This is a genomic window from Pseudomonas sp. AO-1 (genome assembly GCF_019775695.1).
In the GTDB taxonomy this organism is placed as follows: domain Bacteria; phylum Pseudomonadota; class Gammaproteobacteria; order Pseudomonadales; family Pseudomonadaceae; genus Aquipseudomonas; species Aquipseudomonas parakoreensis.
Genome location: NZ_CP079947.1, coordinates 344,268 through 368,726, shown reverse-complemented (window position 1 = coordinate 368,726; position 24,459 = coordinate 344,268). Strand labels below are relative to the sequence as shown.

The window sequence follows — 24,459 nt, the reverse complement described above, 5'->3', positions numbered from 1 at the left end:
TGATCCACTGCACGCGTCAAAAGACATGCGCACAGCTATGCCATCCCGTTAAAACGGGATGACGCTCAATTTGGGACAGGAATCAGACGCGAGGCGGTCGCCATACTCCGGACGAGGTGGGCACAGGTACGGAATCGCTGGAAAAGGGAAGCACTACAGGGCTGAACAAGGTAACAGGAGGTTTGAGGATCGAGACTTGCAGCATACCGCCTGTCTTGCATTCCTGACCTGGCTTGCAGGGTTTGCCGTGCTCGGTCGGGCTCTTCATGTCGTTGCAGCAGTCCATGCCCATGTCATCCATCATCGCCATGCCCATCGTCTTCATCGGGCACGGTTCCGGTGCCTGAACACCCGCCATCCCACTGAGGGGAAGCGCCAAGCTAATCACGAAGATGATGAAAAACCGCAGGTAGCGTTTCATGGGGTTGGAGTGTAGCCGTCAGATATGGCACTAACAATCAATTGAACACATGCTTGTAGCTGCCTTGCGCAAGGCGCTGAATGCACGTGATACAAGCGCGTCAGTATTAAGCCAACATTACTGTGTCAGCTAGCTCACTATCTCCTGACGTATTGCGACCAACCTTCAAAGGAGGGTGACTCGTACTGTTCCACTGATTAACCAGCGCCGGTAAAGGAGCAAAAAAGATGAACGGTGCGCACGTGAAAGGGCATTTCCAAATGTCCGCTATGGGTTGATTGTGTTGAAAAAGTCGGTTCTTCCAGATCGCCCGCGTACTGGCTGCTGGAAACGCCTTTTTTGCGCGCAGCTACGCGAAATCTGAGCTCGGAATCCTCAGCACAAAGTAAAGATTTCAATCTCAAGCGCGTACTTTTCTGCCGTGGAAGCCATGGCCGACTTTTTCAACAGAATCGGTTGATTACGGCCCTTCGTGTCAGGCAGCAATCGGGCAAACGCGGACTTCCAATATTATCTGCGAATTGGGGAGGTTCACTGGCTGGTTACGGTCGAGTTCATGTGAGACGGGTGCGACTCTTAACGACCGTCTGCTGGACTATCCGGCGATTAATCTTCTCCTTCCATGCCAACTGGTTTGCTGAGAGCTTTCGGCTTCGCATCGTTTGAAGAAGAAAGCTATATTCCTTTTCGCTGTAGAGATAACCCATCTTCCACGCATGCTCGATCAAGTCGTGATTTGCATTCGCCTTGAGGTCGCCCGCGATGCGCTTCAGCCCCTCAAACAAATTGCCAGTATCGATCTGGAGAAAGCGGTTAATGCAGACGTTACCGACATAGATTTGATTGCCATTCAAGCTGTTCCTGATATAGCAGTGTTCTTTTATGTCCTGACCACAGGGGCACTGATCGAAATCCTCAGTCACCTCGACAGCCACAAGCTTCCACTCTCGACGCGCCACATCGAAAATGTTTGAAACGGAAAGACTCAAGATGTGAGCTTTTAGTTTCTCAAAATTTTGGCTATCCATTGCAGCACCTCTCCTCCTAGCCTGTTTTACCGCACCAATGAATGCGTCCCTTCCTGATCCAAAAATGAGAGCGACACCCTGTAGTTCTCCAGATGGACGGATGTAGGGTAGGTCTATTTTCAACATCCACAGAAAGAGTCCAACTCTGCCTTGCGTCTTTGATCAGAGCTACCTCAAGGACATCCCCACAGCCACACGGGCACATGAATGCAGCTGACCAGCTTTCTCCATCATCAACCAGATGGATCAGCTGATTCGGGCGGATGTATTTCGGTAGAGTGTCGCCATTGACTCGGTAAGTCCGGAGCTCCGTTTCAAACCATCTGGAGGCAACCTTCCGAATTGCTGCCCAAATCCGAGTCAGCCAAGTCATTGTTCGCCTCTCAGAGAGGGTAGACCCAGTAGAGGTTCGCTTAGGCCAGAACCCAGTGTTAACGATTCTTTAGCGGCAAAGTCAGCTTCTGAAAAGTACTCGAACTCCTTCTCGGCCAGACTAAACATGGTTCGTGCACAGCGACTATTTCCATCCAGGCGATATGGGTAGAGCCTGGCTATCAGCTCCTGAACAACCATGCTTGCGGCCTGCATGTTAACGGTGATCACTGACGGAGCTTGCTCTAGACTGCCGGGCATATAGCCGGCCTTCACCTGTTCTGCATGGGCCGCAGGATCCCGTCGAGCTAACTCTTCCGCTCTCAGGGACGCTGGGGTATAGACCTTGCGATCCAGTAAGGTCGACCCACCAGGCTGAACGTAGTCGACCCGACCATGGACATCGAGAATTGCGAGCTTGCCATTTTTGTCTCGGCGCACCGGAATGACTACTCCAACATCAAAGAGCGGCATCATGAACGCGGCGCCAATTGCATCGCAGATAAAGCGCCCCTCCTCACTGTCTACGCAACAGAACAGGATATCGGCCTCGGCCACAGCAAGAACTGCCTCCCTTGTAGCGACCGAAGTCGGCACGCATTGCAAGCGCATGTCGGGTCGAAAGCCAGCCACGGCCCTACGGAGCACGTTCACTTTCAACTGACCAGTAAGAGCATCAGCGACTGTGGAGTTGATGATCCGATTGAGGTTCCGATCTTCGACCTGGTCGAAATCAACGACTACCATTTCACCGAAGCCAATACGCGCGAGCTGTTCTGCAGCAATGCTGCCAGTGCCTGAGTAGCCAATTACCGCTGCAGCAAGCCTGCCCAACTCTGATCGCATTTGTTCTGAAAAAGCCATTGGGCGCTGCGAGGGCTGGTCGTCATCACTCCAGAAGAGATGGATATCGTCCCCATACACCGCTACCAAATTGATCGGTTCCATCTGATGGTTGCAGTCATATGTCCGGGCTTTGATGGCCCCTCCCGGCACTATGATCGCGCTCCCATGAACCACTTCTGAATGATCACCTTGCTCGAGATTGGCAAACACCTGAGGTATGACCAAGGCATCAGATTCCGAGTCCGCAAGGGAGAAATCGTAGAATCCTCCTGGGTGGGAATGGATTAGTACGAGTGAAAGGCCTTCAGGTTCCGCTAGGTCGAGTGCCTCAAGAAGGCTTCTTCCAGGCCACTCAAGATGGTCATGAACTCGAGTGCACTGGCCATAAGGAACTAGTACTGCCTCCTTACACAATAACTTCAGCCTTTTCTCTGTTTGCATACGCTTGCAGAGTAAAATTGCCGCTGCTTCCAGACCGTCAGGTGGAAGAAGGTGTTGTTGAAGGCGCGTATGCAGCGCGCCTGTCAATATCAACGTCGTGTTAGCACTCATTGCCCTAGCTCCCGGGCAATGGACTCGTCAATCAGCCCCATGTGGGAGATCACAGAATCGCGCACGGGAGACCACTGCCCTGGATTTCTGTGGCGAGACCAGCGCTGGAATTCGTCGCCGTTTACCACCTGACGATGTTCAGTTTGCGCAATCTGGCCACCGCTTTTCAAAGTGAGCGGCGGGTTGCAATAGAACATGTCGATCTCTGCGGCCGGGTAGTTCTGCGGAATTTCTATGGCCACGCAGGTGCTTGTTTGGAGATATCCCTGCGGCACTGGGTAGTCCCGGATCAGCAACCAACGTCTGCCATCATCAACTGTTTCCCAAGCCAGCCCCCGAGCATCCAGATAGGTCTCGTCTTTAGCCAGCAATACGAAATTCCGCCGCATGGAACACGCGACTTCGCCGTTATTGATCGTGTCAGAGAGGAGCTGAAGGCGCTCGATGCCAGGCTTCGTCAGGTCAATGCTGTCCGCCAATCCGACTTCGCGCTTGGGCTCGCCACGCACCTTCAGACGAATGATCCACCCCTGGTCCGGATCGATCCCGGCCAAGATCAGAGCATCGCGAACGATAATCTGCGGCTCAGACGACTCGACGATTACCCCGTGTACATCCAGTTTCCATTTGCGCCGGCGAGTGTAAATACGCTCAACCCCTGGAGCCAGGAGATCAACAACATCTCCCTTCTCAAGTTGCAAATCAGGCTCACCGCGTCGTTCCAGCCACAATTCCATCGTTACTGGCACACGACCAACCTTACGAACGTCCTCTGCGCTGAGCGGGCCTGCCCAGGCAAAGCGTTCGTCGTTCAGCATGAAGTAGAAAACCCCATCTGCTTGCATCGCTAGAAATTCCGCTACCTGTTCGTTGCGAGGTAACGGGATGGTTTCGTCGAGGCCAAGCTCTTCGGTCGGCCCGTGTTCTGGCCAGCTCAAAAGTGCGTACTCTGTAGCTGGCTGCAAGTCAGCCGCAGCCAGAATCTGGCGAGCTGTAGGCGTCCAGTCGTGAACACCTACAAGCTCGCCATTAATTTTTACTACGGCGGAGCGGCTTACGTTCGACTGATGAAATGGGTCGAGAGGAAGGTTGGTAGTCATTGCCTTGTTCTCCATCTAGATACATTTTTGTTCGGTGGGACCGAACGACAGGGCCACAATGCTCCGCCCAGCCGTATCTGTCAACAGGTACGAATTCGTTCGTTATAATGGTATAGTGGTCGACCCACTTACGAAGGAGGCGCCCGTGGCATCACCCCTTGGAGAAAAAATTAACGCTAGGAGGCGGGATTTAGGCATGTCGCTGGAGCAGCTGGCGACTCTTACCGAGTCGAGTAAAAGCTACTTGTGGGAGCTAGAGAATCGCGACAAGCCAAACCCGTCCTTAGACAAGGTGACCAAAATCGCAATGGCGTTGGGTCTATCGCCAGAATCGTTGCTAGGCTCTTCCTCTCCAGATCTGGCAGTAGAGGCGGACAAAGAGTTCTTCCGCAAATACCAAGACCTGGACGATAAGGACAAAGAGCGGCTTCGGAAAATGGTTGACGATTGGTGGAGCTGATTTAGCATGGCCATTACCCCTAAGAGCGAAGCGATTCGTATATCTCGAGTTTTGGAGCAGGTGTTAGGGGGTGACCGTTTTCCGGTCGATGTGAGAGCGTTAGCGCTCGAGTGGTCGTCGCAGACCTGTCCTGATCAGCCAATTCTGGCTATCAAAACAGTTCCGCTACCTTCGTTCGAGGGGATGCTAGCCAAGAGTCCGAAGGGCAATGGGTGGATGATCGGCGTTAACGAGGACGTTGAGTCAGAAGGCCGGATTCGCTTCACCATTGCCCACGAGTTTGGGCACTACATGCTCCATCGCGAACGCCAATCTCGCTTCAATTGCTCAAATCAAGACATGCACTCCTGGGATCCCCATGGGCGTGATATTGAGGTTGAAGCCGATACCTTCGCATCGTATTTGCTGATGCCGCTCAACGATTTCCGGGCACAGGTAGATGGGCATCCGTTCTCGATGGACTTGCTTCGTCACTGTGCAGATCGATACGGTGTTTCAATCACCGCAGCCGCCTTAAAATGGCGTGAGGTAGCACCGGGTAGGGTTATCGTTCTATCAGCCAAAGACGGCTTCCTTGACTGGTCCTGCTCAAACGAGCGGGCATTCCGATCTGGTGCTTACTTCGCCACTCGGAACGAAACCATTGAACCTCCCGCTCAGTCAGTACTGAACAATGCGGTGCGATCAGCGACTGGAACGTCCGGCATCATTCCTGCGAGCGCCTGGCTTTCGCGAGAATCAGCAGAGCTTGAAATTGAAGAACATGCCTTTGTAATCGAGGGTAGTGGATTCAATTACACGCTAGGAGTTTTGATCCTACCTGACATCGAAAGACATCTCATGGACGAAGATGAGCTGCTATCGCCGTTAACTGGAATCCCCTCGTTTCGATAAAGGTATAGGCTTCGTCGGCTATAAGCGCTGATCGATGGGACTCATTGGGCACGAATCCTAAAGCTACGAATACAGCACATCTGACGTCAATGAACACCTAGCCCCCCTTTCTTCCTTGGCATTTCCTTGCGCCAAAACAGGCAGCGTCCGTTTTCAATGGAACGTGGACAATCATTATGCATGTAAGGATCGGTCCCTTGTTTTTTCAGCGAGGGGTCGCCCTAGAGTCAGATTTCTAACGACTAATGTATGGCAGCAGGGCGTGAGGTTGGCAATCCAATTGGTATGCGATGCGGTAGAGCTTCTCGATCGTAAGGTTGACTTCTCCTCTCTCGATCCTACCGACATAGCTGCGATCCATCATACATACGTGCGCTAAAGCATCTTGAGATAGACCTACCGATATCCTTCGCTCACGGATGTTCTGCCCGAGATCCTTCGCCAGCTGCTGCATAACTGCCTCGCCTTACTCAAGGCGAAACTATCCGTCGTTTGCGGACTAAGTGGCGACGGATTATAATCCGCATTTTGCATAGCTATTCTCATTCCTAGGTGCCTGCATGAAACCGGCGACATTTAAGTTAAACAGGCACATCTTCGAGTTACTCCAGGAAGGGAAACTCCAACGATTCACCACTCTCGACCTTCGTGATGCCTACGCTCAGAAAATAGCCTCATCAGATATCGGTCTCGGTGAGCTCTGGAAATATATTTATGAGCAGGTCCGCCGCTTGAAGCATGTCGGTTGGATTCGGCAAGATGAAGTGCGTCGAAAACGAGGACAGGTCTTTCACGTGCTAGGCAAGCCAGAGCTACTTTCTGTTGAACTCGTCGACTGCAATTTCATGAGTTGTTCCCCTCCGCAAGGTCAAGGCCCTACTGCGGGTATTCTTAAACCGGTTGAGGCGCCTTCCCAACGGCTTGAGACGTTGGCCAAAGAAATTCGGTTGGATTTGCTCACATCCATGGGTGAGGCTGAGCGATATAAACAGCTCTTGAATGAAATGCCACAGCTGAAAGTCTGGGTTGAAGATAATTACGTTGAGGCCCGCGATCGAAGCTCTCGGCTTCTTGGTCACCTCAAGGCTGTCGAGAAGACCTTAAAGTCGCTAGCCGCATGAGTATGTCTCTTCGCGCCTGGCAGGCTGCATGCGTTGATGCAGCTCTGTCTTGTTACAAGCATTCTCCGCATTTTTTTTGCCAAGCAACCCCTGGTGCAGGAAAAAGTAGAATGGCGGCGGAAATCGCCCGTCAACTATTGCTCTCCGGTGAGATTGATCTTGTGCTCTGTTTTGCTCCGTCCTGCCAAGTAGCAGAGGGATTGAGGAATACATTTTCAGGCGCATTAAACCGTCAGTTTGATGGCCTATTAGGCTCTGTTGGCGTCGCCACTACTTATCAAGGCATGCATCATCAGGGTGAAGAGTTCTGGAGGCTGCTTGATAAATATCGAGTCTTCGCAGTATTCGATGAGATCCACCACTGTGCGGGCCATGACCCCATTTTTAGCAATTCTTGGGGGCAGATCATTCTGCAGAGGGTTCAAGATAGAGCTGCCTATACCCTTGCGCTGTCAGGTACACCTTGGCGGTCTGATGAGAGAGCTATCGCATTGGCAAGGTACTCAAATCCTGAGGGCCGCCTGATCTGCGACTTTCGCTACGGCATCGAGGAGGCAATATCAGACAAGGTATGCCGTCCTCCCCGTATCGTGCTGATCGATAACAATGCGATAAGGCTGACAGAGCAAATGGGTAACAGCTCAACGGACGTTGTTTATCCCAGCATTGCCCAACTCCTCACTGAGTCTCCCGTTAGTTTTGAGGACTTACTCTCTAACGATGAGATCGTGCAACAGACCATCGAATTGGGCTGTGAACGGCTAAATGAGATCCGGAAGGTCACACCAAATGCCGCGGGCTTGGTGGTAGCGACTAACGTCCGGCATGCCAATCAGATTGCCTCTATTTTGAGGGCTCGCGGTGAAAATTGTCTGGTCGTCACAAACCAGACTCCCGGAGCTCAAGGTCTCATTGATAAGTTTCGCAATAGTAATGAGCGCTGGATCGTGGCAGTGGGGATGATTAGCGAGGGCACCGATATTCCAAGACTGCAGGTCTGCTGCTATCTCAGTAGGATTCGCACAGAACTACATTACCGGCAGGTGCTGGGACGGGTGTTGAGACGCATGGGGGACATTGATGAGCATGCCTGGCTATATGCGCTTGCAGAGCCCCTTTTGCAACAATTCTCCCAGCGGATTGCCGAGGTGCGAAATTGCACCTCACTTGACCACCCATTTGCATAGCTACTGACCAACCGTTTGCATAGCTACTGACCACCTGTTTGCATTCGACTTGACCAGTCATTTGCATTCGAAGTGACCATCCGGATTTGAATTGGTCTCTCGCTGTAAATGGGCTGGCTGGCGGAGGAATTCGTCTCAGCGTAATCTGGGGGAAAGGCATACCCTGGAGGTTGGCCTTCAGAACAATCATGTTGAAGTGAGGGAACATTTAGCGTGGGTATCGAGCAGACGAAAACGTTGATCAGCACCCGTAGCGAGGAAAACGCCAATCGATTACTGAGGGCTGGCTGGACACTATTGCTCGTGGCAGATCGCTGTGAGGGGGAACACCAGTGGCTGCTCTATCAACTGGCTTGGCAGCGTGAAGGCGAGCCAGTGGAAATCACGTTTACTGGTGTCGAGCCTGGTCCTGACGCGTTCTGACGGTCATCCGTCCGGCTTATTATCCTTAGCGCTCGTCCCTCCGAACACTCGTCCCCATTCACGAGTTATCAATTCGCGACATGCTGAAGGTGATCCACCAAAGCAGCGTTGCGAAACAGTCGCCATTTTTGCCTCTGTCGCATAGCGTATGGCGACTCCGTTTTCATCCAGCAATACGCCTCCGGCACCTCTCAACAGCGCATGCCCACCCACAACGTCATGCGCTGAAACAGCATAGAGAGAGACGCCGCATATTCCGTCACCTGCGGCAACCCTTGCCAGTCTGTATGCGATCGATGGCATTGCATGGAAATGCCCTGGATCACACAGTTCTCGATTGAGTTCTGGGTGACTCACCGCTGCTGCACTGACCATGATCATGCTTTCGTTCGAAAGCTGTTTATCATCGAGACACTCATCGACTGATCGACCGTTGCGAATTAAATGGGGTCTGCCCTCCGCCCAACTGATGCAATCGGGTCGCCCCTCAGAAGTGACTGGTGCGTATACAACCCCGAGCACGGGGATGGTGTTATGCAGTAGCCCAACCGATATCGCTGATCCCTTCAAGCCCTTCAAAAAATCACTTGTGCCATCGTTAGGGTCTACAACCCAACACCAGGCATGCCCTGTAAGGACATGCCCCGTCTCTTCACCCCAAAAATCGCAGCTGAGCAGGCTGAGAAGTTCAGGCCGCAAAAACTGTTCGATTTCGACATCAATAACAGCCTTGTCACCCCGACCACGAGGTCCATCCGGACGATTCCACTCTTCAGAGAGCAGAGCGCCTGCGCGTTCAACAACCTCGGTAACTTGAGCGAGTAATTTTGAAAGATCTAGGCTAGACATATTATTCCTCAAGGCTGATAAACCGCTCAAGGAAAGTCCCGAAGACAGCTTTGATGCATGGTAGGCAGCCGAACGGCCAATTCGGGCGAGGCACCATGGAGAATATAGCTATCGAACAATCAGTTGCATGGCATCTGACCAAGCGTTTGCATTCGACTTGACCAGTTGCATCCGACTTGACCACTCGCAGTGCCATTGACTTCATCGCAAATCGCCGTAACACCATATGATCCTTCAGTTGGGGGAGAGCCTCAGCGCTTCCGGCTTTTGACCCTGCGCATCGATTCTCCCTTGAGCTGAAGAACGTGAGATTTGTGTACGATGCGGTCAAGGATAGCGTCCGCAATCGTTGGGTCAGTGAACAAGTCGTACCATTTCTCCTTCGGATACTGGCTGGTAATGAGCAAAGAGCCGTTCTGAGACTGTTGATCAATGACATCCAGAAGGAAAGGGCCAAGCTGCGCATCTATTCCGCCGATGCCAAGATCATCAATGATCAAGAGCTCGGCCCGGATCAATTGGCGGCGCAGTTTTGGGAGCGTGTGATCCGCGTAAGATAGAGATATTTCTTCGAATAACTTTGTGGCGGTGCGATAAACCGTATGTGACCCAAGGCGGCAGGCCTGGTTTCCAAAGGCACAAGCCAACCAGGTTTTCCCAGTACCGGTTGCGCCAGTGATGATTATGTTTTGCCGGCGCCGCAGCCACTCGCATTCACCCAAGGTCATGACTTCGTTGCGATCAAGGCCTCGATTAGCTTTGAACTCAATGTTTTCGAGGGTCGCTTCCGACTCGCGGAGTTTGGCTGCTTTGAGTAGTCGCTCAATTTTTCTGGTCTCGCGCTGAGATGTCTCCGCCTCCATCATCAGGCCGAGTCTCGTGTCGAAAGGCTGTTTAAGCAGAGCGGGCTCTTCGAGCTGGCGCTCATACGCGATCGCCATTCCATTCAATCCAAGGTTCAGCAACCCTTGCGCGGTGTTCAATACTTGTTTCATACCGGCTCATCTCCCTGCGTGGCGTAGTACTGGGCTCCGCGAATGTTTGAATGCTCAATAGGCGGCGTGGAAATCCTCAACGCAGGTCGCAGGTCAGACCCGTTACGTAAAATTGACCGTAGCCGTTCCGAACTCAGGATGTTGAGCGAGTTGGCGTAGGCACAAGCCGACTCCAATCTAGACGATACAATCTGGCCTTTGCGCACGTCGCGTCTGAGCGCTACCACCGCTCGAAGCCCTGTGGCGAAGTCCCTTCTGTCATCGAGATTTTTTTTGACGTAATACAGGGTTTCTGGACCGATACTTTGTGCCCAAGCTAACAACATCTCCGGCTGAGAGTCCTGGAACTGCCCATGACTGGGGGACAGGTGTTCTCGTAATGTGCTGACACCCCGGCTGAGTTCCACCCGATGTGTGCTAATAATTTGCCGTTGGAAGCTGACTTCAAGCCACTCATCATTAACGCGCAGATCTACAACTTGATTGGCGAAGTGATAAGGGACTGAATAATTATGCTCGTTAAATTCAACGTGATAATCGCTCCCGACCCGAACATGGTAAATCCATTGGCTATAGTTGTAGCCCCTCTCAGGAAGTGGCTGCAAAGCTGGAGATTCAATTTCAAGGAAACGCACCATCCTGCTTTTTGGATAAGTTCGAGTAACTCTGTCGTTCAAAACGCCAGTCCAGTAAGTAATTTGCTCATTAAGTTCATCTAGTGAGAAGAATGTACGTGCTCGGAGTCTGGCAAGAATAAATCTCTGTACAATCTGAACACCAATCTCGCCCAATGATTTGTCCTTGGGCTTGCGAGGCCTCGCGGGCGTGATGGTTATTCCGTAATGCTCGGAAAGTTCGGAATATGCGCGATTCAATACAAGTTGGTCGCGCGTCGTTTTGAGCACCGCTGCTTTCAAGTTATCGGGAACCACAAACCTGGGCACCCCTTCAAAGAATTCTAATGCACGCACGTGACAACGTAACCAATCTTGAGTTGTCTGACTTGCGACTGCTGTCGCGAATATGTATCCCGAGGCTCCCAAAGTAGCAACGAAAATTTGAGCGGTGCTGACCGCTCCTGTTACTGAGTCTGTTATACGCATCGTTCGTCCGCAGAAGTCTACGAACATCTTGTCACCCGGTAGGTGTACCTGTCTCATGCTGACCTTTTGCGTATTCAGCCAACCTCGGTAGAGGCGGGTGAATTGAGCATATGAGACGCCAGAAGGCTCTTTTTCCCTAAATTCCTGCCACAGCAGTTCCAGTGTCATGTCAGGCAATCGAAGCTGGTCGTGTACTTCCAGCCACTGCGGACAAACCTTCCTGTTGATTGGTCCTCTTAGGTCGCTGCACAGCCGGGCAGTGAACGCTTTATTGTCGAGTGACCTGATACTTTCCCAGGTTTCGCCGCTTTGCTTCAACTGATCTCGGAGTGTGCGAACCGTATTGTGAGATACCTTCGCTAACCGGCCAACGGCCCGGTTGGATAGCTTGTTATCGGCCGCAAGGCGTAGCACCTCGCGTTGTCTCTCTACTGGTAGCCTCATCGTTTCTCCCTGCAACAGGCGTGTGAACGCCTCACAAATCGCGCCGTGTGAAATTTACAGATGAACGGGGTTTGGCCGGCTTGACGCCGAACGCGGGGGAACACAGAATGGCAATGTCCTGGACTCGAAACCTGACATAACCAAAAAAAGCCTGGGGCGCCAACCCCGGGCTTTTTCGTGCTCCTGAACCACCGTATAACGGTTCAGTCACCTTTCATGTCGATATCTCCTTTCTCCATAGCTGATCGTATCAATCAAGTCATTGAGCCTCTTTTTGCATCGCCCCAGCCCGATGTGGAGGTGCGGCAAAGCGCTGCTTGGCAATCCAGGTTGCAACCTCTTTCGATAAAGCAAAGGATCCGCGCCGGTTCGGCACATCGAACAAAGGCACTTCTATTCGCCCTCGTTGTTTGGCTTTACGAAACGCCTCGTGCGACGCGTAGCCCAACTCCCGCCACAACGCGGTACTTCCGAGCATGAGTCCGTAGCGGTCTACTAGGTCGTCCTCCAATTCGGAGGCAAGAATCTCTATCTCGATGTGTTCTTGCATGACGCGGCTTGTCCTGTGTAGTCACGCTTCATGTTAATTAACAGGGCTCTTGCCTTCCAGCCGTAAGACTTCTACATTTTTTACGGTACGGGATTTTTTGGAGTCGTCGTAGATGTCTGATTTTCATAGAATAGTTGAAATATTCTCGGCGTTTTCACATGAAATGCGGAACTTTTTTTGTGAAAAAAACGATTCCCGACGGTGCCCAATCGAAACGATGCGAGTTCGCTATTGGTACGAAGGCCTGAAGCAGCGCACGTCCCTGTCTTCCGCGTATGCACTGGAGCGGCATTTCGAGAAGGAATCGTTTCAACGAAATAGTAATGGGACGATTCGTCATTATCGGAGCAAATGGTCAGGATACGAGAAAGACCTAAATACCCCGAAGTCTAAAACACTTAAACGCGTTGAGCTTCTTGCTCCTGGTTCAACGCAAGAGTTAGAACATCCACTCTGGGAGATAATGCGATGCGTAGATCACAAGAATCTTGATGCGGACGCCTATATGAGAACACTGAGCGTCGACGTACAAGCTGTAATATTTTCGTCAGGATTTTCAGGATTGTCCGCGTACTCAAAGCGCGAACCCGTCACACAACGACTGCTGGATAAACTTGAAAAACGAGTCAGTCTCGACTGTGTAGCTTGTCTGATTTGCTTGGTTCTTGAGGCGACACAGCAAAAGCGCAGTGTCACCGCTGTAAAAATTGCACTTACGCTACACAATGCGCTCATAATGATTGGCGTTGAGCTCCAAGCTAGGCACATTGCACTTCCGTTCTTGGACTGGATCATTGAGCACATCTTGCCCCTAGGCACTTTACCCCACCTGAAAGTTTGGATGATCAGTAGCGACTACGTGCATGCGTCAGCGCATTTGAATGCGATGGTTTATCAGACTAAGAACACGCGAGGGAAAAGCCTGGATTGGCCCCAACGAACAAAAGTTATGCAGAGGTTGATTCACGGAAAAATGGGAATGGACGTTGAGTACGCCATGAAACCTCAGTTTGAGCTTAAGTCGGATCTGAAGGACATTCCGACAGAACTTGTCAAAGATTTCGAGCGTGCATCTGCTCTTCGAACATGGGGTTGGAGATGTATCCTTGAAGGGCGTTCAGAGCATTTCCCTCCAGTAGATCTGCTCCTGTAAAGGGGACCATATGAAAAGCTGAGTTCGTAGTCATGAATGTGCTCCGGCGTTCCCTTCTGTCCGATCACCTGCTAAACAGAAACCTGAACTTTTTAGCCGGCGTAGTAGCAGCGCGTTCCTAATGATCTTCGAACCAAGGTTCTCCATCCCAAGAAAAGAGCCCATACATGGGCCCTTAGTAATCAACCCGGTATTACTGAGTACGCCAAGACTCGACAACGTCTGCGCCAAACTCTGTTTTCCAATCTTTCAACTGACGGTGGTTGCCGCCCTTAGTTTCAATCAGCTCACCCGAATTTGGGTTTCTGTAGATCTTCACGTTGCGAGCTTTGCGGACTGTCTTCGGTGCGCGAACAACCGCGGGACGACGACCCGTCTGAGGGTCAAGTAGGTTGATGATATTTTGCAGACTGAAACCATACTCCCCCAGCAACGCCCGCAGTTTGCTCTCAAACTCCATTTCGGCCTTGAGGCCGGAATCGCTTTTCATCGACTCGAGCTCTGCGAGCTGTTCAGCCAGTTTTTGTTCAAGCATGCGAAATTCAGCCAAACGAGACATGGGTAACTTTCCTTAAGATTTACGATGGCACGGAATGCACATTCTCATGCTAAGTGATGATTTGATTTTCGTCACCCATGCCCAACACATCGTCACCAGAGCCTCCAAAGAGGCAGTGCGTATTAGGCGTTGTGAAGAATTATGGCAGCGAGTCCTCGGGTTGCTTGCAAGTCCGGAAACTGGTGTTAGAGTTTCAACAGGAGATGGCATTCTCCATTAACCGCTGACTTCTTCAGCTGATGATGCCTACCGAACTCGCGAAGGCGGGTGCGGTAGGCATTTTCATGCCTCCTCGCACCCCATTTCGTTCAAGTTACGCCCAGGCACGCATTGAAGATGCCGCTTGGCAACGTCGAGCAACGATATCTGGAGGTTGCAGTGGACATATCCCAATCCAATGATGCCGCGTGTCCTTCGTCGGTAATCAGCTTGGTTTCCGACGATATTGAAAACTTTCTCCAAGTGATCCCGGCACACCACGCTCTTTTGAAAATCAATTATCCCGATAGCGCCGCCTTGGCTCGTGAGCAAAAGGAGCATTTGGCCAATGCACTGTATGCGCAGGACCTGAAACTCTCGGCGCTGCTGATCGAAAGTGCCGCACGGTACCTGGTTTTCTCGGAACCACGAGAAGCCTGGGAAGCTTACTGCTGCCTGCGCTTCGAAACCCTTGCCAGCAATATTTGCATCTACCGTGTGGACTTCTACCGCGATTCCCTGGCTGAGCAGCGTGTGCGTCAGGCAATCGCTCGCCACTGCCATGCCGCTCCCGCCAACGGAACGGAGAGCCAAGCATGAGCGAGCTATCGAGAAACCAGTCGCTGGATTCGAACACCGGCAAGCGTGCGGAACTATGCGAACTGGCGGCGGAGCTGCTAAACAAGGCCGACATTAGGATCAACGGTCTGCGTCCTTGGGACATGCAGGTGCTCCGTCCGCAAGTCTTCGAACGTGCGCTCGCACAGGGCAGCCTCGGTTTGGGCGAAAGTTACATGGACGGCGACTGGGACGCCCGTCACCTCGATAAGTTCTTCCACCGCCTGCTCAGCGCGCATCTGGATCGCGAAGTACAACCGTTACGCCTACTCATGCATGGCGTGCGCTACCGCCTGTTGAACCTGCAGAACTCCAGGCGCGCCTGGCAGGTGGGCAGGCAGCACTACGATCTGGGCAACGATCTTTATCAGGCGATGCTCGACTCGCGCATGACCTACAGCTGCGGCTACTGGGAAAAGGCCTCCACCCTTGAACAGGCGCAGCAAGATAAGCTTGAGCTGATCTGCCGCAAGCTATGCCTCGAACCCGGCATGAGACTGCTGGACATCGGCTGTGGCTGGGGCAGCCTAATGGGTTATGCCGCGCAGCACTACGGCGTGGAGTGCGTAGGGGTGACCATTTCCCAAGAGCAGGCTAACTGGGCAAGGAACCGCTACCGTGACCTGCCCGTCGATATCCTCCTGCAGGACTATCGGAGCCTGACGGAAAAGTTTGACCGCATCGCCAGCGTCGGCATGTTCGAGCACGTCGGGCACAAGAACCATAGAGAGTTCATGCAAGTGGCCCACCGTTGCTTGGCCGATGACGGACTGTTCCTGCTGCACAACATTGGCAAGAACAGTCGCCACGGCCATCCTGATCCCTGGATCGACAGATACATCTTCGCCAATGGCGACCTGCCTTCCATAGGTCAAATCGGCGACGCTGCGGACGGCCTTTTCGTGGTCGAGGACCTGCACAACTTCGGCGCCGATTACGACCGCACACTGATGGCCTGGCACGCCAAATTCGAAGCCGCCTGGCCACATTTCTCGCACCTGGGCGAACGCTTCAGGCGCATGTGGCGCTACTACCTGCTGTCCTGCGCCGGGGCCTTCCGCGCACGCGACATCCAGCTCTGGCAGTGGGTGTTGTCGAAGCACGGCGTGACCGGCGGCTATCTGCGCCCTCAGTTGTAAGCGCAACCTAGTGCACCTGCCACGGACGCATTCGAACGAATGAAGGAGAGCGATATCACGACATTCATCCAACAGATAGACGCCCGGCGCCTGCTTTTGGACGTAGTCGCTAACGACACAGCGCGACTGCGGGCTGGTGGAAATGGCCTCTGCCTGCCTGCTCTCTCCGCGATACATAGCGTAGCCGTCTCGGCCTGACGCTGCCCAGTTCGGGCAGGGTCAATTCTGTGCGCCCGCCGAAGCGGGCAGGATGATTCGTGTCAATTATTCCTTCCGCTCGAAGGTCAGCAACGTAGGCTAGCGATGATACGCTGCGGATGGGTCAGCATATCCAGAGCGGACAGTATGTCCAAGGCGACCAAGTCCGCCGCGACCATGGCGACAGAGGCCGCGCCTTCCGAACCGATCACCGCGATGCCCAGCGCCGACTGCTGCAGCATGTGGCGATCATTGCTACCGTTGCCGATTGCCACCACCCCGCGCACACCCAAGGTACGCAGGTAATCCTCCTTGCATATCGCGTGGTCCGTGTCGGAGAGCACTAGCAAGTTGACATCTAGCGCCGCCAACTCGGCCTCGGCGCTGCCGAAGGTATCCCCGGTGACCACGTGCAGCGAGAGCTGCCGGCCTATCACTTCGAAGCGTTCAGCTACCCCCTCAATCAGCCGGCCATCCACCGCTAGGGTGCCGTTGTAGTCGCATATCAGGTGCTTGAGCTGCAGCGGTCCCACCCCGGGAATATCGATTTGCAGCATGGCTTCCCTCCACCGCGTAAACCGCTGATTACCGTCACCGCACAGGCCGCGTGGTCGATCTCTTGGCGCGCCGTTGGGCCGAGTAGCCAGCGTTCGAAACTTAAATGACCGAAATGGCCGGTGAAGATGTGGTCGATCGTGTGCTCTTCAGCATAGCGCACGATCTGTTCGTACCGGGCATTGCCGCTTTGTTTCCCGGGCCTCAACTTTCTCCGTGTGGAGTCACGTTTGCCGGCCAGCGGGACAGGAAGAGCGCATTGGCGATAGGGTCGGAACCACTGCGCTGCCGATTTGGGCCAGCATCTGCGCCGAGCACGCGGGACGGGGCAAACAGCATCGAGATGGTGCCAAGTTGTGCCCTGCGAAAATCAGCAGGGTGGTGTACATGCTCTCGCGGCACGCCGGTCTATTTCATGCGGCGCGCAAGCAACAAGTTGTGATCCATTAAACCCACATCACATTTATCGAGGACCGTAACTGTATTTCATGGGCTCGCTCACTGGTCATATTCCTTTTTGTCTACAAAAACGGCTAGTGATCAATCCGACCACCTGCATGCAAGAAAGGAATGCAGTGCTAGAGTTATGGCAGGAGATGGCATTCCTCCTTAAACCGCCCTCCGGCTAATGATGCCTACGCATATATCCCTTGTGGACGCGTAGGCTCTGTCTGTCTATCTGTCCATGACTATGATCAGGGGCAGATGCTATGAACCGTCCTCACCTTCGTCAGCACGACCGCAATCTGAATGGTATTCGATTGCCGTGTTTGCTCCTGGCCTATTTCTATCCACTCATCTTTGGTTGCCCAGCTCAGCCAACCGACAAAGCGATCTACCCCTATTCAATGGTCAGGGTGCCGTCACGCGTTCGCACCTCGGATAGAGGTGATCGTCATGACTGAGATATGGGCGCAGGCGGCTTTATGGCTGGGGTTGGCGCTAGCCGCCACCTTAATGTCGATCTTTTTGAAGATCGCAACCGCACTGTCCGAGATAGTGGTCGGGACCATCGCCCAGCTGGTCATCGGTGCAATGCTCGGTGTTGCAATCCTTCAGGGAGACGCTAGCTGGATAAAGTTTCTCTCTGGTGCTGGGGCAATACTGCTGACATTTCTTGCCGGTGCAGAACTTGATCCAGTGGTCTTTCGCAAGCAGTGGAAACAAGCCTTAGCGATTGGGTTGGTCAGCTTCATCGTGCCCTTTTTGGGATGTGCTGCACTCGCATTCTGGGGGCTTGGCTGGAGCATACAGGCGAGTTGGCTTGCTGGGATTGCGATGTCTACCACCTCGGTAGCCGTTGTGTATGCAGTGATGCTGGAACTCGGCATCAACACCAGCGACTACGGCAAAACCGTACTTGCTGCGTGCTTCGTAACAGACTTGGCCACCGTGATCGCCCTTGGGCTGATCTTTGCCCCATTCACGATAAGAACACTCGTATTTATTGCCGCATTGGTTGCTGCCGCCTTCTTGCTGCCGTGGCTGACGCCAAGATTTTTCCGGCGCTTTGGTGGCCGCCCCTCTGAGCTGGAAGCAAAGTTTCTGATCTTGTGCCTGTTTTCCCTGGGCGCGTTAGCAACCTGGGCTGACAGCGAAGCAGTGTTACCCGCGTATCTGATTGGCATGGTCCTGGCCGGCACGGTAGGTAAAAACCATGCATTGATCCGTCGCTTGCGAACGATGACTTTCGGGTTGCTGACGCCTTTCTATTTCATTCGCGCAGGTTCCCTCGTTTCGCTCCCTGCATTGATTGCGACTCCTGCCGCCTTTCTCTTGCTATTGCTGGTCAAGATGGCGACCAAAATGATCGGTGTTTATCCACTCAGCCAAGCTTACGGCTCTCCTCGCCGGGAGGGCATGTACACAACACTGCTCATGTCCACCGGACTGACATTCGGCACCATCTCGGCATTGTTCGGCTTGTCGCATGATTTGATCGATAAGGGGCAGTACTCAGCACTGGTTGCCGCCGTTATCGGCAGTGCCGTTTTACCAACCTTGATTGCCAATGCTTTTTTCCTCCCGCGACATCTATTACCGGCCACACCCAAGGCTGAGGAGAAAGACGACAGTGCCGATGTTCAAGAGCCTTGAACGCTGGTGGCTCAACATCTACGAGTAAGCACCTGCATTCGAGTACCAATCGCAAATCCGTAATGTCCGCCCGCGTCAGGTGGAAGGAGAACATCATGATCCAGCAGGTTCTCATTGCCTATGATGGTTCGGAGGCTGCCAAAAAGGCATTGAATTTTGCCAACGAACTAACCAGCCGTTTCAATGCACGTTTGCACATTGTTGCCGTTTGTCAGCCACCAGAATTCGGAGATGAGGTTGAAACGGAAGCGGTCGTTGAGCAGTCAAGAGCGCATCACAGCCATATGCTGAAAAGCCTCAAGCACCACCAACATGCCAGCGAGCATCCTCCAATAATAAAAGTGGTCATCGGTCACCCAGCCGAACAAATAGTGCGCTATGCCGAAGCGAATGCCATTGATCACATTGTGGTTGGGCACCGTGGACACTCTATTTTCGAACGCTGGCTACTGGGCTCGGTGGCAAGGCAGGTCATTGACCACGCGCCTTGTGCGGTCACCGTTATCCGGGGTTGATTTCAGAGTCTTAACCGTTTTGACGGAGGAAAATATGTTATCGATTGATATCCCAGGCCGAGGCAAGCTGGAACTCAAACACTTGGTGTGCGATTACAACGGCACGCTGGCTTTCGATGGGACTCTGCTTGAGGGCGTGCAGGAGAAGCTTCAGGCGCTGTCTTCAAAGGTTTCCATCCATGTGCTGACAGGTGACACATTCGGCACCGCACAAGAACAACTCAGCCCTTTGGATATCAATCTGATGATTCTTCCCGTCAAGGACCAGGGCATCGCCAAGGAAGACTATTTACGCACCCTGGGTGCAGCCGGAGTCGTCGCCATTGGTAACGGCAGCAATGATCGTCACATGTTAGCTAGAGCTGCGCTGGGGATCGCGGTCATGGGAGGAGAAGGTGTCGCAATGAATACCCTGACAAGGGCTGATTTGGTCGTGCAAAGCGTCCAACTGGCTCTCGACTTGTTACTGGAACCGCGTCGCCTTATCGCGAGCCTCAGGACATGAGGCCGATACAAGACGGCGCGGTCTGAGCGTACTAGCGAATGAAGGCTTGATGACCGGCGTAGATCGCCGAGTCTCCTAGTGCCTCTTCAATCCTCAACAGTTGATTGTATTTTTCTACTCGTTCTCCACGGCAGGGGGCGCCTGTTTTGAGATGCCCAGTGCCCAGGGCGACGGTCAAATCGGCGATGAAACTGTCAACCGTTTCCCCGCTCCGGTGCGAAACCATCGCCCCCCAGTTGGCTTTATAGGCTAGCTCGACGGCAGCTCTCGTTTCAGTAAGACTGCCGATCTGATTGGGCTTGATCAGCACAGCGTTCGCGACCTTCTCGTTGATGCCGCGCTGTATACGCTCCACGTTCGTGACAAACAGGTCATCACCTACTAGTTCTATTCGCTCGCCCAGGGCAGTGTTCAAAAGTTTCCAGCCAGCCCAATCATCTTCGGCCAGACCATCTTCAAGTACTGCAATCGGGTACCTGTCGACCCAATCTGAATACAAGGCAACGAGTTCTTCGGCACCGACTTTTCGTCCCTCGGAATGCAGGTGGTAAAGGCCATCTTCATAGAAGCCGCTTGAGGCCGGATCAATGGCTATTTCGAACTGATCACCTGGCACATACCCGGCACCCTCGATGGCCCTGAGGATCAACTCCACCGCGTCTACGTTTCGCTTTAGCGCCGGAGCAAAACCGCCCTCATCACCCACCAGCGTGGAATAACCTTCCTCCTTCAAGACCATCTTCAACTGGTGATAAACCTCAGCTCCCCAACGCAAGGCTTCAGCAAAGCTACTAGCACCGGTCGGGGCGATCATGAACTCCTGGAAGTCAGGCCCTTGCCAATTGGCATGCACACCGCCATTGAGAATGTTGAACATCGGAACGGGCATGCGCTTGGCATCAGCACCGCCCAGGTAGCGAAACAAATGCTGCTCAGAGGCGACTGCCGCTGCCCGCGCAACGGCCAAGCTGACCCCAAGAATGGCATTGCCGCCAAGCCGGGATTTATTCGAAGTCCCATCCAGCTCAATCATCAATCGATCTATCGCGGTCTGATCCAGAGCGTCTTTGCCTCGCAAGGCATTCGCCATCTCGGTATTCACAGAATGGACTGTGTTTCTTACACCCTTGCCTTGATATCGTTTTCGGTCTTGATCACGTAGCTCCATTGCCTCGTGAACCCCCGTGGACGCACCCGACGGTACAGAGGCGCGTCCTTGCGCCCCACCCGCAAGCAGGACATCGACCTCAATCGTTGGATTACCGCGTGAGTCCAGGATTTCTCTAGCGTGAATGGTTTGAATGGCAGTCTTCATACTCATCTCCAGCTTGCGATCAGGGTTAGCTTGCTTGTCGTGGTGGGAACCGGGTCGCGACCATGCTCGATTGCGACGGTCCCAAGCCCTTTAAGGATTCAAAAAAATCTCGTTATAGAGGTCTGTCCCGTAAGCGGTAGATTGTGGTGCAGCTTCGATCAGTTTGAACGTCCTGCGCCCGTCATCACACCGCTCGGCTCGAAGAAACATGGCGTTTTTCAGCCGTAGTGCGTAGATGCTTTCGGCGAAATCATAGAGGTGTGTAACGAAGAAGGTCTTAACGTGTTTTTCAATCAGCGCCCGGGTAATCTGCCGCGCAATTTCCGATCCTTCGCGTTCATTGGTCGCCGCGAACGATTCGTTGAAAAGCAGCATGGAGTGGGAGGTAATCAGGTCGGCCTGATGACTGAATCTACTCAGTTCCTCATCCAGTTTGCCGCGGGTCATCGTGCTGTCCTCTTCCCTTTTGTAGTGGGTGAACAGCGCATCACAAATATTGGCGCAATAGCTCTTTGCGGGCACAAACATACCGCTTTGCATCATGAGCTGGCAGATACCCACGCTACGAAGAAACGTCGACTTTCCACCTTGGTTTGCCCCCGTAATTACGATCAAGTCTTTGCCATCCGCATCCCCATCGTTTCCGGTAACCGGGCTGCGCGAGATGAGCGTCAGGCAGACGTCATAGAGGCTGTCAAACCTGTGCGTGCGCTGATCAGGAGCTGTCGGTACCGGAAAGCAGACAGGACGTTTTTTCTGCGTTAGCTGCTCGTGTAAATTCAAGCATCCCATGTAAAAAGCCAGCTCCATGCGCAGCATCTCAAAAAAGCTGGTGACATGGTCTGCTGCTTGCGCGAGCGAATTTGCTACAAGGTTCGCACCTCGATCCTTTAATTCTGACAGTGCCCTTGCTCCAGTCTCGTCACGCTCGGCAATATGGAGCGTGTAAGAAATGGGGGCTTTCTGAAAAATCCTTTTAATCCAGGGATCGTTACTCTTGGTAGGTTTTCTGAGCGTGTAATTAATACCTCTATTGCCGGCTCCTAGCTGTGCACTGACAAGAAATCCCTTCGGCAATTCAAGCTCCGTAAGGTGCGCCCCCATCTCCTTAAAATATTCGTCAGAGATCTCATCTTTGATGACATCAAAAAACAATGAAAAACCATCAGAGCTAAATTTTCCAGCATGCTCATCGGCAATATCCCTCAGCTGTTTTAGCATTTCTGTTTGCATGCCGAGTAACTTTAACGACCGGTGCATGATCGTGACTGGATATCGACTAAAAATGCTCAAATAGATACTTTTTTCAAGTTCAACAGCCTTTACTGCGACAGCATAAATGCTTTTGATGACCTCGGAATTATTCAAGCAGTCCTTCAGAACGTCCTGACGAAAAACAATCTCATCCACTTCCATTTTCAATCCGCACAACACAGCCACCTTAGCAACGCCCCCCAGGATTTTATCCCCTCGAGCCATGGTGTCAAAAAGGGTTTCCAACTCGAGGTCCTGACACAAGTCCGCTTCGTTTTCAGGAAGTGGTTGGTTTAAATCAAAATCCCGAGATCTGTGCATTAAGAACGCTTTCATGATGGGATGCGCTCCTTTAAGAGGTCGTAGGTGAGTCGATGTTTTTTGGCTATGGCCAACGCGTACATAAACCTCTCAACAGGCCTCCTCACAATTTTGAAGGTGCGCTTTGATGGGTCGTCTTCATCGACCGTACTTAGCATGCTTACTGTGCTATCGCTGATAAACGACAATTCGTGAATGAAGGTCACACAGACGCAAATCACGTCTAAACCTAAGATCCGCTCCATAATCTTGCGCCCTAGAAACTCGGCATCACTGGCGGTTGTTGAGGAAAAGATTTCATTGATGATTATTATACTTTTCGACGTTGCAGCCTTTAATATTTCTCGGGCCCTGACCAAGTCATCCTGTAACTTTCCTCGCAAATTCTTAACGTCCTCCTCCCTCTCAAATAACGCAAAGATTTTATCTGACAGATAAAGTTCTGCCTGAACGCCGGGAACCGAACACCCAAGGGCGGCCAGATGATGGGCCTGCCCAAAGGCGCGGGCGAACGTGGTCTTGCCGCCTTGGTTGGGGCCAGAGACGACCAATACCCGTTCATTTTCCTTGAGGTAAAAGTCGTTGCCCACAACAGATATATCATTTCGTACCAGTTTTTTTGCCAATGCCAAATCAAAAAAGCCAATGGCATTTACTTCCTTACTATTTGTTAATATTTTCGGATAACAGAAGCTTAATCCTGCCAGCTTGAGAGGAGACAGGTAAGCCAGATAACTCATATAAAACTGGACTTCACGATCGAAATTAACAACGAGCTCATCTTGATAGTGGTGGTTTTTTATGCAGTAATTTTCCAACTCCAGAAAAACATCAGGAAATAGCTTCGCCACCCGCTCTAGAATTCCGGCCTCAACATGATCCATATTGGGTGACTCTATAAATTTTGATTTATAGTCTTTCACATCTTTCTGGCGAAACCGAGCGAACGTTCTATCGATAAGAACACTAAAATCAACCTCAGCAGCGTAATGCCTGACGGCAACCTGGTCATCCTTTATCAAGAGGTTGTACTCTATCGACGACAACTTAGATGCCAGCCGTCCCGCTTCAGTTTTTAGCGTCACAAATTGCACAGAAGCAACATAACTGTTCAAATAGGCTTGAATTCGCCTTAATCCTCGTGACGTAAAAAGATAGGCACTCAGGCTTTTCTCAAAGCAAACAAGCGATTCACAGTACATTTCTACTGCAGTTAAGAAGTACCGTTCCTTCTGAAGTTTATAATAGAGCTTTTCCGCCTGAGCCAGTTGCTCTCGCATCACACGCATAGAGCTTGAAAAGAACTCAATATCTGCCCGAACGGGCGAGCTTTCAATTTCCCTCATGACTTCCTGGCGATACAAAACCTTATCAAGAGTGTCTAGAGGGCTATAAAATAATTGCCTTAAAGCATATTCATCTTTGCCTATGACCGCATCAATAATCTGATCAAGGTTCAAGTCCCTTAAGTAGTTCGGAGACACCTGAACTGGATAGATATTAGCGTCAACCTGACCGGGAAAGAGAATGCTGTGAAATGCAAGGGAAGGCTCTGTGTTGCACACAGGGCCGGAAGTGATATGGGGCGGGCAGATGTAGCATGCAGCTTGCTCTACATCATCAATACCAGAAGTATGCGAGACCTTTAGGTCCATTGTCCTGTCCTCGTAAAGCGGACAGGACGCAA

27 protein-coding genes and 2 riboswitches are annotated in these 24,459 nt (G+C 52.3%); of the genes, 11 read left to right on the top strand and 16 right to left on the bottom strand.

All coding sequences use genetic code 11. The annotated features are described in order from the left end of the window. Positions 1-82: 82 nt before the first annotated feature. From KVQ82_RS01725 to KVQ82_RS01705, 5 genes are all read right to left on the bottom strand, one after another. The gene (locus KVQ82_RS01725) at positions 83-421 is read right to left on the bottom strand and encodes a hypothetical protein (protein WP_222017736.1); all 339 of its coding nucleotides are present in this window, start codon (positions 419-421) and stop codon (positions 83-85) included. 554 nt (positions 422-975) lie between these two features. After that, positions 976-1,449, bottom strand: a complete 474-nt coding sequence (locus tag KVQ82_RS01720) for a hypothetical protein (protein WP_016970560.1) — start codon at positions 1,447-1,449, stop codon at positions 976-978. A 16-nt stretch (positions 1,450-1,465) separates the two neighbouring features. After that, positions 1,466-1,654 (bottom strand): DUF6527 family protein, encoded by a 189-nt coding sequence (locus tag KVQ82_RS31855; RefSeq protein WP_369426618.1) that lies wholly within the window; start codon positions 1,652-1,654, stop codon positions 1,466-1,468. Between the two features lie 164 nt (positions 1,655-1,818). Continuing rightward, positions 1,819-3,219: a ThiF family adenylyltransferase gene (locus tag KVQ82_RS01710; protein WP_222017732.1), complete on the bottom strand. Its 1,401-nt coding sequence runs from the start codon at positions 3,217-3,219 to the stop codon at positions 1,819-1,821. Further along, positions 3,216-4,319, bottom strand: coding sequence for a multiubiquitin domain-containing protein (locus tag KVQ82_RS01705; RefSeq protein WP_222017730.1), 1,104 nt, complete (start codon positions 4,317-4,319; stop codon positions 3,216-3,218). Before KVQ82_RS01705 ends, KVQ82_RS01710 begins: the two co-directional genes overlap by 4 nt. A gap of 145 nt (positions 4,320-4,464) precedes the next feature. Between KVQ82_RS01705 and KVQ82_RS01700 the strand changes: the two genes are divergently transcribed. Continuing rightward, positions 4,465-4,779, top strand: coding sequence for a helix-turn-helix domain-containing protein (locus KVQ82_RS01700; protein WP_260687914.1), 315 nt, complete (start codon positions 4,465-4,467; stop codon positions 4,777-4,779). 6 nt (positions 4,780-4,785) lie between these two features. Continuing rightward, entirely contained in the window at positions 4,786-5,673 is an 888-nt protein-coding gene (locus KVQ82_RS01695; RefSeq protein WP_222017726.1) for an ImmA/IrrE family metallo-endopeptidase, read from the top strand. Positions 5,674-5,908: 235 nt separating this feature from the next. On the opposite strand, the gene KVQ82_RS01690 is transcribed toward KVQ82_RS01695, so the two are convergent. Next, positions 5,909-6,127 (bottom strand): helix-turn-helix domain-containing protein, encoded by a 219-nt coding sequence (locus KVQ82_RS01690; protein ID WP_222017725.1) that lies wholly within the window; start codon positions 6,125-6,127, stop codon positions 5,909-5,911. Positions 6,128-6,233: 106 nt separating this feature from the next. Here KVQ82_RS01690 and KVQ82_RS01685 point away from each other — a divergent pair, with 106 nt between their 5' ends. From KVQ82_RS01685 to KVQ82_RS01675, 3 genes are all read left to right on the top strand, one after another. Beyond that, on the top strand, positions 6,234-6,794 hold the full coding sequence (locus tag KVQ82_RS01685) for a hypothetical protein (protein ID WP_222017723.1): 561 nt from the start codon (positions 6,234-6,236) through the stop codon (positions 6,792-6,794). Beyond that, positions 6,791-7,981: a DEAD/DEAH box helicase gene (locus tag KVQ82_RS01680; protein ID WP_222017721.1), complete on the top strand. Its 1,191-nt coding sequence runs from the start codon at positions 6,791-6,793 to the stop codon at positions 7,979-7,981. The genes KVQ82_RS01685 and KVQ82_RS01680 overlap by 4 nt, the downstream gene beginning before the upstream one ends. Positions 7,982-8,194: 213 nt before the next feature. After that, positions 8,195-8,404, top strand: a complete 210-nt coding sequence (locus tag KVQ82_RS01675; protein ID WP_222017719.1) for a hypothetical protein — start codon at positions 8,195-8,197, stop codon at positions 8,402-8,404. A 3-nt stretch (positions 8,405-8,407) separates the two neighbouring features. On the opposite strand, the gene KVQ82_RS01670 is transcribed toward KVQ82_RS01675, so the two are convergent. The 4 genes from KVQ82_RS01670 to KVQ82_RS01655 all read right to left on the bottom strand — a co-directional run bounded on the left by KVQ82_RS01670 (position 8,408) and on the right by KVQ82_RS01655 (position 12,345). Further along, positions 8,408-9,253: an inositol monophosphatase family protein gene (locus KVQ82_RS01670; protein ID WP_222017718.1), complete on the bottom strand. Its 846-nt coding sequence runs from the start codon at positions 9,251-9,253 to the stop codon at positions 8,408-8,410. 251 nt (positions 9,254-9,504) lie between these two features. After that, positions 9,505-10,248, bottom strand: coding sequence for an IS21-like element helper ATPase IstB (gene istB / locus KVQ82_RS01665; protein ID WP_222017716.1), 744 nt, complete (start codon positions 10,246-10,248; stop codon positions 9,505-9,507). Then, a complete protein-coding gene (gene istA, locus KVQ82_RS01660) occupies positions 10,245-11,795 on the bottom strand; it encodes an IS21 family transposase (RefSeq protein ID WP_222017714.1) in 1,551 nt (516 codons plus the stop codon). The genes istB and istA overlap by 4 nt, the downstream gene beginning before the upstream one ends. Before the next feature lie 259 nt (positions 11,796-12,054). Continuing rightward, positions 12,055-12,345, bottom strand: coding sequence for a hypothetical protein (locus KVQ82_RS01655; protein ID WP_222017712.1), 291 nt, complete (start codon positions 12,343-12,345; stop codon positions 12,055-12,057). 112 nt (positions 12,346-12,457) lie between these two features. On the opposite strand from KVQ82_RS01655, the gene KVQ82_RS01650 reads away from it, so the two are divergent. After that, a complete protein-coding gene (locus KVQ82_RS01650) occupies positions 12,458-13,498 on the top strand; it encodes a hypothetical protein (protein ID WP_222017711.1) in 1,041 nt (346 codons plus the stop codon). A 193-nt stretch (positions 13,499-13,691) separates the two neighbouring features. Here KVQ82_RS01650 and KVQ82_RS01645 read toward each other — a convergent pair whose 3' ends face one another. Next, a complete protein-coding gene (locus KVQ82_RS01645) occupies positions 13,692-14,057 on the bottom strand; it encodes a histone-like nucleoid-structuring protein, MvaT/MvaU family (protein ID WP_222017708.1) in 366 nt (121 codons plus the stop codon). Positions 14,058-14,247: 190 nt separating this feature from the next. Then, positions 14,248-14,313, top strand: a riboswitch (Fluoride riboswitch). 80 nt (positions 14,314-14,393) lie between these two features. On the opposite strand from KVQ82_RS01645, the gene KVQ82_RS01640 reads away from it, so the two are divergent. Both KVQ82_RS01640 and cfa read left to right on the top strand, forming a co-directional pair. Continuing rightward, on the top strand, positions 14,394-14,855 hold the full coding sequence (locus KVQ82_RS01640) for a hypothetical protein (RefSeq protein WP_222017706.1): 462 nt from the start codon (positions 14,394-14,396) through the stop codon (positions 14,853-14,855). Further along, positions 14,852-16,012: a cyclopropane fatty acyl phospholipid synthase gene (cfa, locus tag KVQ82_RS01635; RefSeq protein ID WP_222017704.1), complete on the top strand. Its 1,161-nt coding sequence runs from the start codon at positions 14,852-14,854 to the stop codon at positions 16,010-16,012. Before KVQ82_RS01640 ends, cfa begins: the two co-directional genes overlap by 4 nt. Positions 16,013-16,296: 284 nt before the next feature. Here cfa and KVQ82_RS01630 read toward each other — a convergent pair whose 3' ends face one another. Continuing rightward, positions 16,297-16,767, bottom strand: a complete 471-nt coding sequence (locus KVQ82_RS01630; RefSeq protein ID WP_222017702.1) for an HAD family hydrolase — start codon at positions 16,765-16,767, stop codon at positions 16,297-16,299. After that, a complete protein-coding gene (locus tag KVQ82_RS01625; RefSeq protein ID WP_260687911.1) occupies positions 16,716-16,928 on the bottom strand; it encodes a universal stress protein in 213 nt (70 codons plus the stop codon). The genes KVQ82_RS01630 and KVQ82_RS01625 overlap by 52 nt, the downstream gene beginning before the upstream one ends. Positions 16,929-17,348: 420 nt before the next feature. Beyond that, positions 17,349-17,410, top strand: a riboswitch (Fluoride riboswitch). Between the two features lie 252 nt (positions 17,411-17,662). On the opposite strand from KVQ82_RS01625, the gene KVQ82_RS01620 reads away from it, so the two are divergent. The 3 genes from KVQ82_RS01620 to KVQ82_RS01610 all read left to right on the top strand — a co-directional run bounded on the left by KVQ82_RS01620 (position 17,663) and on the right by KVQ82_RS01610 (position 19,882). Continuing rightward, on the top strand, positions 17,663-18,862 hold the full coding sequence (locus KVQ82_RS01620) for a cation:proton antiporter (RefSeq protein ID WP_222017700.1): 1,200 nt from the start codon (positions 17,663-17,665) through the stop codon (positions 18,860-18,862). 95 nt (positions 18,863-18,957) lie between these two features. Then, entirely contained in the window at positions 18,958-19,377 is a 420-nt protein-coding gene (locus KVQ82_RS01615; RefSeq protein ID WP_222017699.1) for a universal stress protein, read from the top strand. Between the two features lie 34 nt (positions 19,378-19,411). Further along, positions 19,412-19,882: an HAD family hydrolase gene (locus tag KVQ82_RS01610; protein WP_222017697.1), complete on the top strand. Its 471-nt coding sequence runs from the start codon at positions 19,412-19,414 to the stop codon at positions 19,880-19,882. A gap of 31 nt (positions 19,883-19,913) precedes the next feature. Here KVQ82_RS01610 and eno read toward each other — a convergent pair whose 3' ends face one another. From eno to KVQ82_RS01595, 3 genes are all read right to left on the bottom strand, one after another. Further along, positions 19,914-21,197, bottom strand: coding sequence for a phosphopyruvate hydratase (gene eno / locus KVQ82_RS01605; RefSeq protein WP_222017695.1), 1,284 nt, complete (start codon positions 21,195-21,197; stop codon positions 19,914-19,916). 90 nt (positions 21,198-21,287) lie between these two features. Beyond that, positions 21,288-22,787 carry a DNA mismatch repair protein MutS gene (locus tag KVQ82_RS01600; RefSeq protein WP_222017693.1) on the bottom strand — a complete coding sequence of 500 codons (1,500 nt, stop codon included), beginning with the start codon at positions 22,785-22,787 and terminating at the stop codon, positions 21,288-21,290. Beyond that, positions 22,784-24,427, bottom strand: a complete 1,644-nt coding sequence (locus tag KVQ82_RS01595) for a DNA mismatch repair protein MutS (RefSeq protein WP_222017691.1) — start codon at positions 24,425-24,427, stop codon at positions 22,784-22,786. The genes KVQ82_RS01600 and KVQ82_RS01595 overlap by 4 nt, the downstream gene beginning before the upstream one ends. Positions 24,428-24,459 lie beyond the last annotated feature (32 nt).

Excerpts from the sequence above, each read along its gene's own strand:
- KVQ82_RS01640 (WP_222017706.1), top strand. The coding sequence starts at position 14,394 with ATGCCGCTTGGCAACGTCGAGCAACGATATCTGGAGGTTGCAGTGGAC.
- KVQ82_RS01600 (WP_222017693.1), bottom strand. The coding sequence starts at position 22,787 with ATGAAAGCGTTCTTAATGCACAGATCTCGGGATTTTGATTTAAACCAA.
- KVQ82_RS01690 (WP_222017725.1), bottom strand. The coding sequence starts at position 6,127 with ATGCAGCAGCTGGCGAAGGATCTCGGGCAGAACATCCGTGAGCGAAGG.
- KVQ82_RS01595 (WP_222017691.1), bottom strand. The coding sequence starts at position 24,427 with ATGGACCTAAAGGTCTCGCATACTTCTGGTATTGATGATGTAGAGCAA.
- istB (WP_222017716.1), bottom strand. The coding sequence starts at position 10,248 with ATGAAACAAGTATTGAACACCGCGCAAGGGTTGCTGAACCTTGGATTG.
- eno (WP_222017695.1), bottom strand. The coding sequence starts at position 21,197 with ATGAAGACTGCCATTCAAACCATTCACGCTAGAGAAATCCTGGACTCA.
- KVQ82_RS01710 (WP_222017732.1), bottom strand. The coding sequence starts at position 3,219 with ATGAGTGCTAACACGACGTTGATATTGACAGGCGCGCTGCATACGCGC.
- cfa (WP_222017704.1), top strand. The coding sequence starts at position 14,852 with ATGAGCGAGCTATCGAGAAACCAGTCGCTGGATTCGAACACCGGCAAG.
- KVQ82_RS01680 (WP_222017721.1), top strand. The coding sequence starts at position 6,791 with ATGAGTATGTCTCTTCGCGCCTGGCAGGCTGCATGCGTTGATGCAGCT.
- KVQ82_RS01650 (WP_222017711.1), top strand. The coding sequence starts at position 12,458 with ATGTCTGATTTTCATAGAATAGTTGAAATATTCTCGGCGTTTTCACAT.
- KVQ82_RS01610 (WP_222017697.1), top strand. The coding sequence starts at position 19,412 with ATGTTATCGATTGATATCCCAGGCCGAGGCAAGCTGGAACTCAAACAC.
- KVQ82_RS31855 (WP_369426618.1), bottom strand. The coding sequence starts at position 1,654 with ATGTGCCCGTGTGGCTGTGGGGATGTCCTTGAGGTAGCTCTGATCAAA.
- KVQ82_RS01705 (WP_222017730.1), bottom strand. The coding sequence starts at position 4,319 with ATGACTACCAACCTTCCTCTCGACCCATTTCATCAGTCGAACGTAAGC.
- KVQ82_RS01620 (WP_222017700.1), top strand. The coding sequence starts at position 17,663 with ATGACTGAGATATGGGCGCAGGCGGCTTTATGGCTGGGGTTGGCGCTA.
- KVQ82_RS01670 (WP_222017718.1), bottom strand. The coding sequence starts at position 9,253 with ATGTCTAGCCTAGATCTTTCAAAATTACTCGCTCAAGTTACCGAGGTT.
- KVQ82_RS01720 (WP_016970560.1), bottom strand. The coding sequence starts at position 1,449 with ATGGATAGCCAAAATTTTGAGAAACTAAAAGCTCACATCTTGAGTCTT.
- KVQ82_RS01685 (WP_222017723.1), top strand. The coding sequence starts at position 6,234 with ATGAAACCGGCGACATTTAAGTTAAACAGGCACATCTTCGAGTTACTC.
- KVQ82_RS01725 (WP_222017736.1), bottom strand. The coding sequence starts at position 421 with ATGAAACGCTACCTGCGGTTTTTCATCATCTTCGTGATTAGCTTGGCG.
- KVQ82_RS01630 (WP_222017702.1), bottom strand. The coding sequence starts at position 16,767 with ATGCTGCAAATCGATATTCCCGGGGTGGGACCGCTGCAGCTCAAGCAC.
- KVQ82_RS01645 (WP_222017708.1), bottom strand. The coding sequence starts at position 14,057 with ATGTCTCGTTTGGCTGAATTTCGCATGCTTGAACAAAAACTGGCTGAA.
- istA (WP_222017714.1), bottom strand. The coding sequence starts at position 11,795 with ATGAGGCTACCAGTAGAGAGACAACGCGAGGTGCTACGCCTTGCGGCC.
- KVQ82_RS01695 (WP_222017726.1), top strand. The coding sequence starts at position 4,786 with ATGGCCATTACCCCTAAGAGCGAAGCGATTCGTATATCTCGAGTTTTG.
- KVQ82_RS01655 (WP_222017712.1), bottom strand. The coding sequence starts at position 12,345 with ATGCAAGAACACATCGAGATAGAGATTCTTGCCTCCGAATTGGAGGAC.
- KVQ82_RS01615 (WP_222017699.1), top strand. The coding sequence starts at position 18,958 with ATGATCCAGCAGGTTCTCATTGCCTATGATGGTTCGGAGGCTGCCAAA.